Origin of the sequence: Pseudoxanthobacter soli DSM 19599 (assembly GCF_900148505.1) — a bacterium.
GTDB lineage: Bacteria > Pseudomonadota > Alphaproteobacteria > Rhizobiales > Segnochrobactraceae > Pseudoxanthobacter > Pseudoxanthobacter soli.
On sequence record NZ_FRXO01000005.1, the window covers coordinates 51,853 to 67,295 of the forward strand.

13 protein-coding genes are annotated in these 15,443 nt (G+C 69.0%); 4 read left to right on the plus strand and 9 right to left on the minus strand.

Annotated elements, in window-relative coordinates; genetic code table 11:
• Window positions 1-31: 31 nt before the first annotated feature.
• From BUF17_RS13020 to htpX, 6 genes are all read right to left on the minus strand, one after another.
• Entirely contained in the window at window positions 32-1,198 is a 1,167-nt protein-coding gene (locus BUF17_RS13020) for an alpha-hydroxy acid oxidase (protein WP_073629393.1), read from the minus strand.
• Window positions 1,199-1,472: 274 nt separating this feature from the next.
• The gene (locus BUF17_RS13025) at window positions 1,473-1,973 is read right to left on the minus strand and encodes a thermonuclease family protein (RefSeq protein ID WP_073629395.1); all 501 of its coding nucleotides are present in this window, start codon (window positions 1,971-1,973) and stop codon (window positions 1,473-1,475) included.
• Between the two features lie 117 nt (window positions 1,974-2,090).
• A complete protein-coding gene (gene purH, locus BUF17_RS13030) occupies window positions 2,091-3,740 on the minus strand; it encodes a bifunctional phosphoribosylaminoimidazolecarboxamide formyltransferase/IMP cyclohydrolase (RefSeq protein ID WP_073629397.1) in 1,650 nt (549 codons plus the stop codon).
• A gap of 130 nt (window positions 3,741-3,870) precedes the next feature.
• Window positions 3,871-5,616: a heparinase II/III family protein gene (locus BUF17_RS13035; RefSeq protein ID WP_084564618.1), complete on the minus strand. Its 1,746-nt coding sequence runs from the start codon at window positions 5,614-5,616 to the stop codon at window positions 3,871-3,873.
• Between the two features lie 143 nt (window positions 5,617-5,759).
• Entirely contained in the window at window positions 5,760-7,076 is a 1,317-nt protein-coding gene (locus BUF17_RS13040; RefSeq protein ID WP_073629993.1) for an RsmB/NOP family class I SAM-dependent RNA methyltransferase, read from the minus strand.
• Between the two features lie 215 nt (window positions 7,077-7,291).
• Window positions 7,292-8,299, minus strand: coding sequence for a zinc metalloprotease HtpX (gene htpX, locus BUF17_RS13045; RefSeq protein WP_073629399.1), 1,008 nt, complete (start codon window positions 8,297-8,299; stop codon window positions 7,292-7,294).
• A 145-nt stretch (window positions 8,300-8,444) separates the two neighbouring features.
• On the opposite strand from htpX, the gene BUF17_RS13050 reads away from it, so the two are divergent.
• Complete coding sequence (locus tag BUF17_RS13050; protein WP_073629401.1) at window positions 8,445-8,654, plus strand: DUF1674 domain-containing protein; 210 nt, start codon at window positions 8,445-8,447, stop codon at window positions 8,652-8,654.
• Window positions 8,655-8,733: 79 nt separating this feature from the next.
• Here BUF17_RS13050 and BUF17_RS13055 read toward each other — a convergent pair whose 3' ends face one another.
• The 3 genes from BUF17_RS13055 to secA form a co-directional block, all read right to left on the minus strand.
• Window positions 8,734-9,138, minus strand: coding sequence for a (deoxy)nucleoside triphosphate pyrophosphohydrolase (locus tag BUF17_RS13055; protein WP_073629403.1), 405 nt, complete (start codon window positions 9,136-9,138; stop codon window positions 8,734-8,736).
• A gap of 79 nt (window positions 9,139-9,217) precedes the next feature.
• The gene (locus BUF17_RS13060; RefSeq protein ID WP_073629405.1) at window positions 9,218-10,114 is read right to left on the minus strand and encodes a lipid kinase; all 897 of its coding nucleotides are present in this window, start codon (window positions 10,112-10,114) and stop codon (window positions 9,218-9,220) included.
• Window positions 10,115-10,271: 157 nt separating this feature from the next.
• Complete coding sequence (gene secA, locus BUF17_RS13065) at window positions 10,272-13,043, minus strand: preprotein translocase subunit SecA (RefSeq protein ID WP_073629407.1); 2,772 nt, start codon at window positions 13,041-13,043, stop codon at window positions 10,272-10,274.
• A 794-nt stretch (window positions 13,044-13,837) separates the two neighbouring features.
• Between secA and BUF17_RS13070 the strand changes: the two genes are divergently transcribed.
• From BUF17_RS13070 to BUF17_RS13080, 3 genes are all read left to right on the plus strand, one after another.
• Window positions 13,838-14,761 (plus strand): peptidylprolyl isomerase, encoded by a 924-nt coding sequence (locus tag BUF17_RS13070; RefSeq protein ID WP_073629409.1) that lies wholly within the window; start codon window positions 13,838-13,840, stop codon window positions 14,759-14,761.
• Between the two features lie 92 nt (window positions 14,762-14,853).
• A complete protein-coding gene (locus BUF17_RS13075) occupies window positions 14,854-15,144 on the plus strand; it encodes a YciI family protein (RefSeq protein ID WP_073629411.1) in 291 nt (96 codons plus the stop codon).
• 90 nt (window positions 15,145-15,234) lie between these two features.
• The gene (locus tag BUF17_RS13080) at window positions 15,235-15,441 is read left to right on the plus strand and encodes a DUF1737 domain-containing protein (protein WP_073629413.1); all 207 of its coding nucleotides are present in this window, start codon (window positions 15,235-15,237) and stop codon (window positions 15,439-15,441) included.
• Window positions 15,442-15,443 lie beyond the last annotated feature (2 nt).

Below are 15,443 nucleotides of genomic sequence, written 5' to 3' on the forward strand. Positions count from 1 at the left end.
GCCGTTCGTGCTTTCAGGCCTTGGGCCGCGATTAGCGGTAGCGCAGGTTCTCGCGCGAGAGCTGGTCGAGACGGGTGATGCCCATCAGGCGCATGTCGCGCTCGATCTCGGTGCGCAGGTTGCCGAGCGCCTTCTCCACGCCCGCCTGCCCGCCGGCGGCGAGCGCATAAAGATAGAGATGGCCGCCGGAGCAGGCGGTCGCCCCCGCCGACATCGCCTTGAGCACATGGGTGCCGCGGCGGATGCCGCCGTCGCAGATGATCTCGATCTGGCCGCCGACCGCATCGGCGATCTCGGCGATCTGGTCGAACGGCGCGCGCGAGCCGTCGAGCTGGCGGCCGGCGTGGTTGGAGATCATGATCGCGTTGGCGCCGATATCGACCGCGCGCTTGGCGTCGGCGACGCTCATGATGCCCTTGAGGCAGAAGTGGCCGCCCCAGCGCTTGCGGACTTCCTCGGCATCCGACCAGTTCATCGACGGGTCGAGCATCTTGGTGAAGTACTCGCCGATGGAGATCGCCATGTTGGTACCTTCGCTCACATGGCCTTCGAGCTGGGGCAGGCTGAACTTCTCCCGGAAGAGGTAGTTGAAGGTCCACGACGGCCGCATGGCGAAGCTCATGAGGCTGCGCAGGGTCAGCTTCGGCGGCGAGGTGAAGCCGGTCATCAGGTCGCGTTCGCGGTTGCCGCCGGTGATGGAATCGACGGTGAGCGTGATGGAATCGAACTTCGCCGCCTTGCAGCGCTCCACCATGCTCCAGGTCAGTCCGCGGTCCTTGTGGAAATAGAGCTGGAACATCTTCGGCGAGGAGATCGCGTGCCCGATCTCCTCGATGCTGACGGTGCCGAGGGAGGAAACCGCGAACAGCGTGCCGAACTTCTCCGCGGCGCGGGCGACCGCGCGCTCGCCGTCATAGTGGAACAGGCGCTGGAGCGCGGTCGGGGAGCAGAACACGGGCATCGCCAGCTTGCAGCCCATGACCGAGACCGACATGTCCACCTTCTCGACGCCGGTGAGCACGCTCGGCACCAGATCGCAGGTCGAGAACGCCTCGGTGTTGCGACGATAGCTGGTCTCGTCCTCGGCGGCGCCATCAATGTAATGGAAGATCGGCGACGGCAGACGCCGCTTCGCAAGCACCCTGAAGTCGCCGACGTTTCGGCAGCGATCGATTCCGTCGAACAGGCCAGGATACATAAAGGTCGCCTTCGTCAGATGCAGTGTGCGCCGGTGACGGGCACCGGAACGCCGTTGCGGTTCACGGAAACCGGAAGCGCGGCAGAGCCGATTCGAACGCTCCCGTCCCGGTCGGACGTGTCGGCAGACCGGGACGCCCCGAAGCCGGCCGTGGGCGGCGCCGGCACGGCCGAATCGGCCCCGGGACGTTGCGCGCAATATACGACTGTTGGGCGTGCGATCCCAAGCCCGGCCGCGTTGCCGGCGGGCAATTCCGTCACGCGGCCGCCCGTACTCAGCCCGGGTTCGAACCCGCCGTATCGGCGGCGCCGACATCGCTGCCGGCGCACCATCCGCCGCGGGCGGCCCCGGCATAAGCGCGGGCAAGGCCGGTGCCGAGAAGGTGGTGGTCGAGCGGGCCTGCTTCCGGCGAGGCGACGTCGGCGAGGATACGTCCGCCATATTTGTCGGCTTCGATCGCGCTCAGCGTGACGGTCCCGGCCTCCACGGCCGCCGCCAGGGCGCCGCGGGCGGCCAGGGCCTGCTGCCGCTCGGCCGCGCAGCGTCCGTGCAGTTCCGGCGCGTCGATGCCTCGGATGCGGACCAGAACGGACACATCCTGCCCGAGCCAGATGTGGGCGCGGACCGCGAGCGTGTCGCCGTCGATGACGCGCTCCACCCGCGCCTCCACCGGCCCGGCGATCCGCTCCGCGGCCTGCAGGCACGACGGCACGAACACCGCGCCCCAGAGGAGCGCGGCGGCCTTGGCCATGCGAAGGCGGGATACGCGGGACATGCTTCCGTCCGTCAACGACTGAACGGTCGCAGTATAAGAAAAAATTCCTCATCACGACAGGAATTTTTTCTTAACGCCCGGTTTCAGGCGGAGTCGTTCAGCGACCCCGTCCGTCGCTCAGTGGCGGAAGTGGCGGACGCCGGTGAAGATCATGGCGAGGCCGGCCTCGTCGGCAGCGGCGATCACCTCGGCGTCGCGCATGGAGCCGCCGGGCTGGATCACGGCGGTCGCGCCGGCATCGACGGCGGCGAGAAGACCGTCCGCGAACGGGAAGAACGCGTCGGAGGCGACCACCGAGCCGATGGTCGGCGACCCGTCGAGGCCGGCGGCCTTGGCGGCATCGGCGGCCTTCCAGGCGGCGATGCGGGCCGAGTCGACCCGGCTCATCTGGCCGGCGCCGATGCCGACCGTGGCGCCGTTCTTCGCATAGACGATGGCGTTCGACTTGACGTGCTTGACCACCTTCCAGGCGAACTTCAGGTCGGCGAGTTCGGCCGCCGTCGGGGCGCGCTTGGTGACGACCTTGAGGTCGAGGTCGTCGATCACCGCGTTGTCGCGGCCCTGCACCAGAAGGCCTCCGGCAAGCGACTTCACCGTGAGGCCCTGCTCGCGGGGATCCGGCAGCGAGCCGGCAATGAGCAGGCGCAGATTCTTCTTGGCGCCGACGATGGCGATCGCCTCGTCCGTCGCGGCGGGGGCGATGATCACCTCGGTGAAGACCTCGACGATCCTGGCGGCCGCCTCGGCATCGAGAGTGGAGTTCAGCGCCACGATGCCGCCAAAGGCCGAGACCGGGTCGCAGGCGAGGGCACGGTGATAGGCCTCGAGAATGCTGCCGCCCTGGCCGACGCCGCACGGGTTGGCATGCTTGATGATGGCGACGGCCGCGCCCGCGGCCGGCGGGAACTCCGCAACAAGTTCATAGGCGGCGTCGGTGTCGTTGAGATTGTTGTAGGACAGCGCCTTGCCCTGCACCTGGCGGGCGGTGGCGACACCGGCGCGCGACGGCGCCGAGCGGTAGAACGCGGCCGGCTGGTGCGGGTTCTCGCCGTAGCGCATCGCCTGGACGAGTTCGCCGCCGAACGCGCGCCACTTCGGCGTCTCCGGTTCGGCCGCCGGGTTCGCGGCCAGCGCCTCGGCGGCGACGACGTCCGTCATCCAGCGCGAGATCGCGGCATCGTAGGCGGCGGTGCGGGAGAACGCCTTGGCGGCGAGCCGGCGGCGGAAGGCGGCCGTCGTCGCACCATCATGGGCGCCGATTTCCGCCAGCACGCCGGCATAGTCGGCCGGGTCGACCACGATGCTGGCATAGGCATGGTTCTTGGCGGAGGCGCGGATCATCGCGGGCCCGCCGATGTCGATGGTCTCGATCACCGCCTGGCCGACCGCGCCGGAGGCGACCGTCTTCTCGAACGGATAGAGGTCGATCACCACGAGGTCGAAGGTGGGGATGCCGTGGGCGGCGAGCGCCGCGGCATGTTCGGGATCGTCACGCACCGCCAGCAGGCCGCCATGGACCTTCGGATGCAGCGTCTTGACCCGGCCGTCCATGATCTCCGGGAAGCCGGTGATCACGGAGACGTCGATGACCGGAACGCCGGCATCGGCGATCGCCTTGCGGGTGCCGCCGGTGGAGACGAGCTCGACGCCCTGAGCCGCGAGCGCGGCGGCGAACTCCACCACGCCCGTCTTGTCGGAAACCGAGATCAGGGCGCGCTTGAGAGCGACGCGATCGGGCGTGGCGATCTCTTTGACGGTGACGGACATCGCAGCAGGGCTCCGTGGGATTGAAGTCGCGCGCGGGTTAGCACGAATCGATGCCGCCCGAAACCTCGGCGGCCGGCGGGCTGGCATGTCGCTGCGGTGCAGGTGCGGGCGGGCTGCGACGGCAGCCGGATCAGAACAGCCGGGGCGCCTCGGACGGTGGAGCGCGGCGCGCGGCGCTGCGGCCGGCGGCCTGGCGGTCGAACCGCCAGGCGACGTCGGGGTTCGCATCGACGCGGCCGTGCAGCACGATCTGTTCTGTGCGGCGCACGCCCTGAAGGCCGGCGAGGAAAATCGATTCCTCCAGCGCGATCTCGGCGCCGTTGGCGGTGAACTGCCAGGCCTCGCCGTCCGGGCAGACGATCAGCACCGAGCTGCCGCCGGCGGCGCGGCTGGCGCGCACCGAGGGGTGAAGGTGGAAGCGGATGGCGTAGCGTTCCGCCATCGCGGCGCTGCCCTCGGCCGGCTGCAGCCGGTCAATGCCGTTCAGCCGCCTGCCGTCGGCGGTCAGGGCGATAGCGCGTTCGTGGATCACGCCGAAGCGGCCCTGGTAGCCGTCGTGAGCGGCGGTGAGCACGACGTGGTCGGGCGTGTCCTCGCGGTGGACCTCGATCGGGCCGGGACCTTCGAGGATGAGGGGGCCCAGCCAGCGCTCCAGCCGGCCGCTCAGGAAGCGCACCGAGGAGGCGTCGTCGACGACGAGGGTCGAGTGCGCCGCGGTGGACCGGGCGGCGGTGCGCCACTCCCCGCGGTTCGACGCCGGGGCGCCGCAATTGACGACGATGAGGTTCTGCCCGGACGAGAACTCGAACGAAAGCGCACCGGCATGGGCGCTGGCGCTGACGGCGGCCGGCGGTGGCGCGCCGGTGTCCATGATTACCACCGCCTGGCCACCCTCCACCCGCTGGTAGCCGGAGTGGCTCGCGTTCGCCGGGGCAGTGCCGAAGCTGTCGTCGTGGGCCATCACGGTGGCGACGAGCCCGCGGGGGGTGACGCCGACGCCGTTGAAGCGGGCGAAGCTGCCGTCGCCGTGCCGGAAGAAGCGGATCATCGGCATCATCCGGTCGATGGTGCCCATGAGCGTCGGCGAAGGGGAGACGCCGCGGGCCGAGATCGCCTGCCGGATCGGCAGGATCTCGATCAGCGCGTCGAGGATCGCGGCTGGATTACGGGAGACGTGGCCGCCGTCCGGCAGGAACTGCCGTTCGAGTTCGAGGTCGAGCACCCGGAGCGCGCTGCGGACATGGCGCTCCTGGCCGGAGATCGAGACGGCGGCGGCGACGAGCGCGGCGGCGGCCTGAAGCCGGGGCAGGCCGTCCTGCACGTCCGAGAAACTGTGGCGAAGGAAGCGCACCTGCCGCGCGAGCGAGCGCATGAAGCGCTGGTAGAACGGCCGGTCGCAGCCTTCGAGGATGAGCGGCGACTGCGACAGCCACGACAGGATGCGGCGCGCCACCACGTCCGGCCGCCAGGCGATGTCGGGCAGCTTCGCCGAGGAGCGGACCCAATCGTCGACGAGCGCGCGGGCGTTGGAGCGGGACAGCGGCGAATCGGAGGCGCGCAGATGCCGGAGCCAGCCGAAACCGTGCAGCGCCGCCGCCCACTCCGGCGAGGGGGCGGGCTCGATCTCGAACGGCGAGCGGCCGCCCGCCTCGACGATCTGGCCGGAGAACACGAACACGCCGGCATAGATGTCGGCGGCAACTGTCGGGTCGGCGGTGCGGATGTCCTGATGGGCGATCAGGAGGCGTTCGGGCGTCGCGCCCATCTGCGTCCAGCGGCCGAGCGCCGACAGCCGGAAACCGAGACGCAGATCCGCCGCGATCCGGCGCGACAACAGCCGCCAGATGGGGGTCCGCCTCGCCGGTTTCGACGCCATTCGCACCTCGCCCGCCGGTGCGCCCCAGACCGGACGATATCGCCCGCGCGGAAGGAACGGCCCCGGATTCAAACACTTCCGCGGCGATGATACGCGCCGATTGGTTACCAGGTTGATGCCGGCGACGCGGTTTTGGGCCGCTTTCAGTCCTCGACGCGCACAAGACGCGCGGCAAAGAAGCCGTCGAGGCCGCCACGGCGGTCATCGGTCGCGGGCAGGTGGAAGGGCAGGGTGCGCAGGTCGCCGTCGGCGGTCAGGCATTCGGCAAGGCCGCCGATCTCGTCCGCACGCACAGGAACGCGTCGGAAGGGGGCGCCTTCGGCGAGGAAGCGGGCGATCTGCTGCTCGCCTTCCTCCGGCTCCAGCGAGCATGTGCAGTAGACGAGCGTGCCGCCCAGTGCGACCCAGCCGGCGGCGCGCCGCAGCAGGCTCGCCTGAAGCGCGGCGAGCGCGGCGATATCCGCCGGACCCTTCAGCCGCACCACATCCGGATGGCGGCGGATGGTGCCGGTGGCGGAACAGGGCGCATCGAGCAGCACGGCGTCGAACGGCGCTTCGGGCTGCCATTCGGCGAGATCGGCGACGACGATCTCGGCATGGAGCCCGAGCCGCGCGAGATTGGAGGCAAGGCGCTCCAGCCGGGCCGGCGAGATGTCGACGGCCGTGACGCGCGCGCCGGCCACGGCGAGTTCGGCGGTCTTGCCGCCGGGCGCGGCGCAAAGGTCGGCTACGCGCTTGCCGGCGACATCGCCGAGGAGGCGGGCCGGCAACGCGGCGGCCGCATCCTGTACCCACCAGGCACCGTCGAGATAGCCGTCCAGCCGCTCGATCTGGCCGCGCGGGGTGAGCCGAACGCTGCCGGTCGGCAGAACGGTGCCGCCGAGCCGCTCGGCCCAGCCCTGCGGGTCGGACTTCACGGTGAGGTCGAGCGCGGCCTCGCCCATGTGGGCTTCGGCGATGCGGCCTGCCGCTTCCACGCCGTAGGCCGCGCTCCAGCGTTCATAGAGCCAGGACGGCGTGTTGAGGCGCGGTGCATCCTGGGCGGCGAGAATCTCCGCCCGGCCGCGCGCGAGCGCGCGCATTACGCCGTTGACGAAGGTGGCGTAGTGCTCGGTGTGGCGGTCGGCGTGGGCGAGGTCGACGGCGAGCGAAACAGCGGCGTGGTCGGGCACATCGAGAAACAGGAGCTGCGCCGCCGAGATCACGAGGATCGCGTGCACGGCGCGCGCCTTCGCGGGCAGCGGGCGCGTGACGAGCCGCCCGAGAGCGTCCTCGATCTGCCCGAGACGGCGCAGGGAGACACCGACGATGGCGCGGGCGAGCGCACGATCGCGCTCCGGCAGCACGGCCAGCGCCGAGGCGCCATCCACCGGGTCGAGCGCGGCATCGAGCGAGTGGCCGCCCAGAACGGCGTCGATGATGGCGGCTGCGGCGCTGCGCGCCGGAAGGCCGGGCTTCAGTGAAGGCCGGCGGCCACCAGGCTTTCCACCGCCATTCTTTCCGCCGGACGTCTTATTGCCGGACGCCTTGCTGACGGAATTCTTGCCACCAACACTCTTGCCGGAGGCCGTTCGCTGGACATGACCTTCCGAAGCAGCACCGCCATTGTGGTCACCGGGGCCGCGCCGGTTGCCGCCTTTGCTGCGGTTTTCGCCGTCCGCCCGGCTTCCCGTGCTCAACCCCAGGGTCCGCGGCTGCCGGGACGGCGGCCGTCATCCTGCGGTCGCGCCTGTCCCCACGGGCCGGACGGAGCCGGACCGGTGGACCGGCCGAAGCCCTGCTGCTGCGGAAATCCCGGCTGCGCGAAGCCCTGACCGTGGGGGGCGCCGCCGCGCGGGCCGCTCCAGCGGCCGGCCAGCTCCATCAGCGCCGCGACGCGGTTCTCGGTGTTGGGGTGGGTCGAAAACAGGTTGTCCATCCGCTGCCCGCTCAGGGGATTGATGATGAACATGTGCGCCGTCGCCGGATTCGCCTCGGCGGACGCGTTCGGAATCCGATGCGCGCCGACGGCCAGCTTCTCCAGCGCCGAGGCCAGCCATTCCGGCTCGCCGCAAATCTCCGCGCCCATGCGGTCGGCAGCATATTCCCGCGTGCGGCTGATGGCCATCTGAACCAGCATCGCGGCAAGGGGTGCGACGATCATCGCCACCAGCGTGCCCAGCCAGCCGGCCTGGTTGTTCTCGCGGTTGCCGCCGAAGAAAAACGCGAAGTTCGCCAGCATGGAGATCGCGCCCGCGATCGTCGCGGTGATCGTCATGATCAGGGTGTCGTGGTTCTTCACATGGGCGAGTTCGTGGGCCATCACGCCGGCGACTTCCTCGCGGCTCAGCAGCCGCAGCAGGCCGGTGGTGGCCGCGACGGCGGCGTTCTGCGGGTTGCGCCCGGTCGCGAAGGCGTTCGGCTGCGGTTCGTCGATGATGTAGACCCGCGGCATCGGCAGGTTCGCCCGCTGCGCCAGCGTCTGCACCAGTCCGTAGAACTCGGGGTGGCTGCGCGCGTCGACCTCGACCGCGTGGTACATCGACAACACCAGCCGGTCGGCATTCCAGTAGCTGAAGACGTTCATTGCCGCGGCGATCACGAACGCGATCACCATGCCGCTCTGACCGCCGATGAGGTAGCCGACCCCCATGAACAGCGCGGTCAGAGCTGCGAGCAGCAGAGCCGTGCGGAAATAGTTCACGTTGGTCTCCCTCTCGACAACTCTCTCGCCTCCGCCGGGGCTATCGCGTTCATCCGGATGGATGTGCCCGGCGGGACACCTATATGATGGGAACGGCGCCGGTTTGCCGCAAGCCGGCGGGCGATGAGATCGACGGGAGAAAGCCGTGACCGAGGACGATTCCACCCAGCCGCAGCCGCGCGATCCGGCGACGCTGCCCGAAGCGGCGAAGCGCGCGCTGGCGGAGGCCGAAGCCCGGCGCGCGAGCGCGGCTTCGGACGCCCAGGCGCTGCCGCGTGAGATCAACGGCCGCGACGGCCCCGAACCGGTGCGCTTCGGCGACTGGGAAGTGAAGGGCATCGCCTGCGACTTCTGAGGCAGGCCCGCTGTCACCGCCCCGGATCCCGGGGTCGCAGGACAAGTCGGCCTGATGCTTCGATGCCTCCGCAGGAGCGTCAGCGGATCAGGTCGATCAGGTGCGCGATCAGCGGCTCGTCGGCCGGCGGCATGGGAAGCCCGCGCAGCTTGGCCGGCTTCAGCCACTGGATCGCCTGTCCCTCCCGGCCGGCGGGCGCGCCCTTCCAGCGCCGGCACACATAGAGCGGCATCAGCAGGTGGAAGTCGTCGTAGGCGTGGCTCGCGAAGGTCAGCGGCGCCAGGCAGGGCTTTTCCACGGTGATGCCGAGTTCCTCGTCGAGTTCGCGGATCAGGCACTCCTCCGGCCGCTCGCCGGGCTCGACCTTGCCGCCGGGGAACTCCCACAGGCCGGCGAGCGCCTTGCCTTCCGGCCGCTGCGAGACGAGCACGCGGCCATCGCTGTCGACGAGGGCGCAGGCGGCGACGAGCACGAGGCGCAGCATCGGGTGATCCTGTCGTGAGAGGAAGGCAGAGAGCCGAGGAACGGTAGCCTGCCGGGCCGGCAGGTCAAGCCGTGCCCGGTCAGCTCCGCCCCGGGGCGGGCGGCGCGTAGACCTTCAATGCCGCCCGTTCCACGCTGAACACGGCAGGCGTCATGGTGGTGATCTCGCCGTCGGTGTTGACGGGCCGGGGATGGCGCGTTTCCACCCGGACGTGATGGCCGCGGAAGGTGCGGGTATAGCGGCTGGTGCGGTGCAGGCCGAATCGCACCGCGAAGGCCGCCTGCACGAGATGGGGTAGGGTGTCGGCGTCGATGGCGAAGACGTCGAGCATGCCGTCGTCGATTTCGGCGTCGGTGCCGACCTTGAGGCCGCCGCCGAAATGCACCCCGTTGCCGACGGTCACCTGGATGGTCTTCAGAGAATCCTTCACCCCATCGGCCGTGATCCACACCGTGAAGCGCTGGGTGCAGCACTTGAAGGCCCGCACCGCGGTGACGAAGTAGCTCAGCGCCTTCAGCCGGCGCTTCAACGCGGCGTCCTGGTGCTGGGCGACCGAGACGGGCAACCCGATGCTGGCGGCGTTGACGAACACCCGGTCGTTGACGCGGCCGAGGTCGATCGCCCGGGTCCGGCCCTCGACGATGGTGCGAACGGCTGCGGCGCCGACAGGAATGCCGAGGGTGCGGGCAAGATCGTTGGCGGTGCCGAACGGCAGCAGGCCGAACGGCTTGCGGATTTCGGCAAGCGCCTCGGCGGCGGCGTTCACCGTGCCGTCGCCACCGGCCAGCACCACGGCATCGAACGCATCGGCGCGGCTGCGGATCGTCTCGGCGAGGGCGTCGCAATCGCCGGGCGCCTCGCGCTCGACGGCGATGCCGGCATCGCCGAAGGCGGCGAGGGCCGAATCGAGGCCCTGTGCCGCGCGTCCGCTTTTCGGATTGGCGAGAAGGAGGATCGAGCGCGGCTTTTCTGCCATGTGGCGGTGTACCGGTCCGGACAACGGGCCGCGCCTGCGCCGGCGGCCTGAGGCGTTTCGCTCACGTGTGGCGTCCCGCGCGCATTTTCCAGGGCCGGACGACCCTTTTCATCCGCCGGACGCATCCGTCCGGCGGCACGTCTCTAGCCGGTCGCTATCAGGCGACGAACTGGCCGTGGCAGTGCTTGAACTTCCGGCCCGAGCCGCACGGGCAGGGCTCGTTACGGCCGACGCGACCCCACGTCGCCGGATCCGCGGGGTTGCGGTCCGCAGCCGGAGCTGGCTGGAACGCAGCCGCCGCCTCGACGACCTCGTTCTCGCCGGTCACAGGGTCCTCGTGCTCGGCGATGGCGGTCGCAAGCGTCGCCTCCTCGGAGAGCTGCGGCGGCGTCTGAACCAGTTCGACGCGGGCGAGCTGGCCGGTGACCTGCTGGCGCAGGTGGGCGAGCATCGCCTCGAACAGCGTGAATGCCTCGGACTTGTACTCGTTCAAGGGATCGCGCTGGGCATAGCCGCGCAGGTGGATCGCCGAGCGCAGGTGGTCGAGGGTCGACAGGTGCTCCCGCCACAGGTGGTCGAGGGTCTGCAGCAGCACCGCCTTCTCGACCTGGCGCATGATCGGCTCGCCATACTGGGCGACCTTGCGTGCGGCGGCCTCGTCGGCGGCGGTCTTCAGACGCTCGCGCACTTCCTGGTCGGCGATGCCCTCTTCGCGGGCCCATTCGACGACCGGCAGGTCGAGATTGAAGTAGACGCGCACGTCGTCCTGAAGGTCCTGGGAATTCCACTGCTCGGGATAGGCGCGCTCGGGGATGTGCTTGGCGACGAGTTCGTCCACCACGACATGGCGCATCTCGGCGACCGTATCGGCGACGTTGTCGGCGCTCATCAGGTCGATGCGCTGCTCGAACACGACCTTGCGCTGGTCGTTCATCACGTCGTCGTACTTCAGGATGTTCTTGCGGACGTCGAAGTTGCGGGCTTCGACCTTCTGCTGCGCCTTCTCCAGCGCCCGGTTGATCCAGGGATGGACGATGGCCTCGCCTTCCTTCAGGCCGAGGCGCTGCAGCATGCCGTCCATGCGATCGGACCCGAAGATGCGCATCAGGTCGTCCTGCAGGGACAGGAAGAAGTGCGAGTGACCGGGATCGCCCTGGCGGCCGGAGCGTCCGCGCAGCTGGTTGTCGATGCGGCGGCTCTCGTGGCGCTCGGTGCCGATGACGTAGAGGCCGCCGGCGGCCAGGGCCTGCTCCTTCAGCCGGGCGATATCGGCACGGATTTCGGCGACGCGCGCCTCTTTCTCCGGGCCGTCCTCGAGGTCCGCGAGTTCGCGGGCGACCCGCATCTCAAGATTGCCGCCGAGCTGGATGTCGGTGCCGCGGCCCGCCATGTTGGTGGCGATGGTCACCGCACCGGGCACGCCGGCCTGGGCAATGATGTAGGCTTCCTGCTCGTGATAGCGGGCGTTGAGCACCTGGAACACGAAGTCGTCGGGCGCCGGCGGGCGGCCGTCGAACGGCTCGGACAGGTCGCGCTGGCGGAAGCCCGCCTTGCGCAGGTCGGCGGCGAGCTGCTCGGACTTTTCGATCGACGTGGTGCCGACGAGAACCGGCTGGCCGCGCTTCTTGCAGTCCAGCACGACTTCGACCACGGCGTGGTTCTTCTCCGCAACGGTGCGGTAGACCTCGTCGTCGTCGTCGATGCGCTTCACGGGCAGGTTGGTCGGGATCTCGACCACCTCGAGGCCGTAGATGTCGAGGAACTCGTTGGCTTCCGTCGCGGCCGTGCCTGTCATGCCGGCGAGCTTGCCGTACATGCGGAAATAGTTCTGGAAGGTGATCGAGGCGAGCGTCTGGTTCTCGGGCTGGATCTGGACGCGTTCCTTCGCCTCCAGCGCCTGGTGGAGGCCGTCGGAATAGCGCCGGCCCGGCATCATGCGGCCGGTGAACTCGTCGATGATCACGACCTCGCCGTTGCGCACGATGTAGTCGCGGTCGCGCTGGAACAGCTTGTGGGCCCGCACCGCCTGCTGGAGGTGATGCACCACGGAGACATTTTCGATGTCGTAGAGCGAGCCGCCCTTGAGAAGGCCGGCTTCGCTCAGCCAGACTTCCAGTCGCTCGTTGCCGGATTCGGTGAACGATGCGGTGCGCTGCTTCTCGTCCACCTCGTAGTCGTCGGCCTCGAGACGGGGAATGAAGGCGTCGATGGTGTTGTAGAAGTCCGAGCGATCGTCGAGCGGGCCGGAAATGATGAGGGGCGTGCGCGCCTCGTCGATCAGGATCGAGTCCACCTCGTCGACGATGGCGAAGCCGTGGCCGCGCTGGACCATCGAGCCGCGCTCGTACTTCATGTTGTCGCGCAGATAGTCGAAGCCGAACTCGTTGTTGGTGCCGTAGGTGATGTCGGCGGCATAGGAGGCGCGCCGCTCGGCATCATTGAGGCCGTGGACGATGATGCCGGTCGACAGTCCCAAAAACCCGTAGACCCGCGACATCCACTCCGCGTCGCGGCGGGCGAGATAATCGTTGACGGTGACGACGTGGACGCCGTTGCCGGACAATGCGTTCAGGTAGGTCGGCAGCGTCGCGACCAGCGTCTTGCCTTCACCGGTGCGCATCTCGGCGATCTTGCCGTCGTGCAGCACCATGCCGCCGATGAGCTGAACGTCGAAATGGCGCTGGCCCATGGCGCGCCGCGATGCCTCGCGCACGGTGGCGAACGCGGGAATCAGCAGATCGTCCAGGCTGCGCCCGTTGGCGACTTCCTGGCGGAAGGTGTCGGTCCGCTGGCGCAAGGCGTCGTCGGAGAGTGCCTTCAATTCGGCTTCGAGAGCTCCGATCGCGGCGATACGGGCACGGTAGCCCTTCACCTTTCGATCGTTCGACGACCCGAAAATCTTGCGGGCGAGGGCGCCGAGACCGGCCATGTGCAACTTTCCTCTCGGAACAGATCGAGGAGGGCTCGCCGCCCGTCTCCGGTTTGCGATCCCTGCGGCGGGTTGCCGTACGCCCCGAATGCCGCTTCGATCATGACGTCATTATGATCTTGAAGACGGCAACTGGGGCGAGAAGGCGGCCGGCCGAGGATCGGATGGTCGGCACCCGGGCGGACGCACGCCATCGCAGCCGCGCTCGCGCACGGTCCGGCCCGCCGCGAGACATAAGAACGGGGTCCGTGGTTGTCAACGCTGCGGCTTTCGGACAAAGTGCGCGCGCACCCGGCACCGGGGGCCCGCCAGGGCCGTCGCGGCGTGTTCTGCGTGAAAACGGCACGGCGCCGACGGCGGGAAATCAGGCCCGCGACGGGGAGAACGGCCGGGTTCTTGCGGGAGATGCGGCTGCGATGCGCGTTCCGGCGGACCGCAGGCGCGGAGATCGACGGCGCGACGGCTTGCAACCGCCCGCCGGACCCTCGGATTGCCAGCGGAAACATTGCCGAATTGTAACGTCGTCGGCACGGAAACGTCCATATTTCGCCGAAGTCGGGTGGAAATCCTGCCCACGCCAAGGCTCAGGGCCGGTCCGGCCGGGTGCAACGCCCGGCTTCTAGGCCCTGGAGCGCGGCGATCGGCGGGGCGGGATCGGGCGATCCGGCGTCGATGGAAGCCTTCTTGCGGCGGCGCGCTCATCCGGGCGCTCCAGACCGCGGAAAAACCGAAGCGGGCGTCTTGCCCGTCCAATCAACGGCGGGCGGCGACGCCGCCCTGTGGAGCCGGAACTCATGTCCTTCACCCCCTCCTTCCGTGATGCCGCCCGTTCGCTGGCGGCCGCACTGCTCGTCACGACGACCCTCGGCGCCGCAGTTCCCGCGCTCGCCCAGTCCGAGACGCCGGCTCCCGCTGCCGCCGCCGAGAAGAAGAGCCCGGACACGGTGGTGGCCACCGTCAACGGCGCGAAGATCACCGAGGCCGATCTCGGCTTCGTCTCCGAGGACTTCTCCGACCAGCTCGCGCGTATTCCCGAGGCCGATCGCCGTCACGTGCTGACCGACGTCCTGATCGACATGCAGCTGATCGCCCAGGCAGGGCAGAAGGCCGGCATCGACAAGACCGACGCCTTCCAGCAGCGGATCGACTACCTGCGCACCCGCGCGCTTCGCAACGCCTACATCAGCGAGGACGTCTCCAACTCGGTGACCGACGCCGAGGTGAAGGCGCGTTACGACGCCGAGATCGCCAAGCTGCCGAAGCAGCAGGAGATCCATGCCCGCCACATCCTGGTGAAGACCAAGGCCGAGGCCGAGGAAATCATCAAGGAGCTGAAGAAGGGGGCCGACTTCGCGACCATCGCCAAGGAGAAGTCGATCGACACCGGTTCGGGCAAGCAGGGCGGCGACCTCGGCTATTTCGTCGAGGGCCAGATGGTGAAGCCGTTCGAGCAGGCGGCCGTCGCACTGCAGGTCGGCAAGATCACCGACCAGCCGGTGGAGACCGAGTTCGGCTGGCACGTCATCAAGGTCGAGGACAAGCGCGAGAAGGCGCCGCCGTCCTTCGACGAGGTGAAGGGCCAGATCCACGAACTGCTTCTGCGCGAGAAGTTCGAGACGGTGCTCGCCGACCTCAAGAAGAACGCCAAGATCGACATCATCGACGCCAGCGCGAAGCCGCCGGCGGCCCCGGCCGCCCCGGCGACCCCCGCGCAGTGACGACCTTGGTGCAGTGACGACCTTGGTGCAATGACGATTTGGCTCGCGGCGGGACATCCCGCTGCGGGCCTTTGCTTTGGCGGCCGGCTCCGATGTTCCTCGTCATCCTGACCTACAAGGTCGCCTTCGCGGAAATCGAGCCGCACATGGCGGCCCACATGGCCTTCGTCGACCGGGGCTTCTCCGACGGCATCTTCGTGCTGTCGGGCCGCAAGGTGCCGAGAACCGGCGGTGTGATCATCGCCCGCGCCGCCAGCGAGGCGGACCTGCGCGACTTCCTTGCCTCCGATCCCTTCCTGCAGTTCGATCTGGTGGACGCCGAGATCGTCGCCTTCGCGCCGAGCCGCGCGGCGGAGGGCCTCGGCGCGCTTCTCGACGGCTGAGCCGACCCCCGTCTTCCCTTGCGTGCCCTGCGATCGGAGCCCATCTGATTGGTGGGCAAACATTCTCCAGCGACCGCATTCGAGACCGCCATGCGCCTCTACCGCTTCCTGACCGGCCCCGATGATGCCAGCTTCTGCAAGCGCGTCAGCGCCGCCCTCAACAAGGGCTGGCAGCTCCAGGGCTCACCCTCGCTCACCTTCGATGCCGTCAAGGGCCGCGTGATCTGCGGACAGGCGATCATCAAGGAGGTCGAGGGGGTCGAATACAGCGACGACATCACGCTCTCGGATTACTGAGC

What these genes read in the sequence shown, in the direction of transcription:
- secA (WP_073629407.1), bottom strand. Translation starts at nt 13,043, where the DNA reads ATGGCCGGTCTCGGCGCCCTCGCCCGCAAGATTTTCGGGTCGTCGAAC.
- BUF17_RS13080 (WP_073629413.1), top strand. Translation starts at nt 15,235, where the DNA reads ATGCGCCTCTACCGCTTCCTGACCGGCCCCGATGATGCCAGCTTCTGC.
- BUF17_RS13055 (WP_073629403.1), bottom strand. Translation starts at nt 9,138, where the DNA reads ATGCTGCGCCTCGTGCTCGTCGCCGCCTGCGCCCTCGTCGACAGCGAT.
- BUF17_RS13025 (WP_073629395.1), bottom strand. Translation starts at nt 1,973, where the DNA reads ATGTCCCGCGTATCCCGCCTTCGCATGGCCAAGGCCGCCGCGCTCCTC.
- purH (WP_073629397.1), bottom strand. Translation starts at nt 3,740, where the DNA reads ATGTCCGTCACCGTCAAAGAGATCGCCACGCCCGATCGCGTCGCTCTC.
- BUF17_RS13060 (WP_073629405.1), bottom strand. Translation starts at nt 10,114, where the DNA reads ATGGCAGAAAAGCCGCGCTCGATCCTCCTTCTCGCCAATCCGAAAAGC.
- BUF17_RS13075 (WP_073629411.1), top strand. Translation starts at nt 14,854, where the DNA reads ATGTTCCTCGTCATCCTGACCTACAAGGTCGCCTTCGCGGAAATCGAG.
- BUF17_RS13070 (WP_073629409.1), top strand. Translation starts at nt 13,838, where the DNA reads ATGTCCTTCACCCCCTCCTTCCGTGATGCCGCCCGTTCGCTGGCGGCC.
- BUF17_RS13020 (WP_073629393.1), bottom strand. Translation starts at nt 1,198, where the DNA reads ATGTATCCTGGCCTGTTCGACGGAATCGATCGCTGCCGAAACGTCGGC.
- BUF17_RS13035 (WP_084564618.1), bottom strand. Translation starts at nt 5,616, where the DNA reads ATGGCGTCGAAACCGGCGAGGCGGACCCCCATCTGGCGGCTGTTGTCG.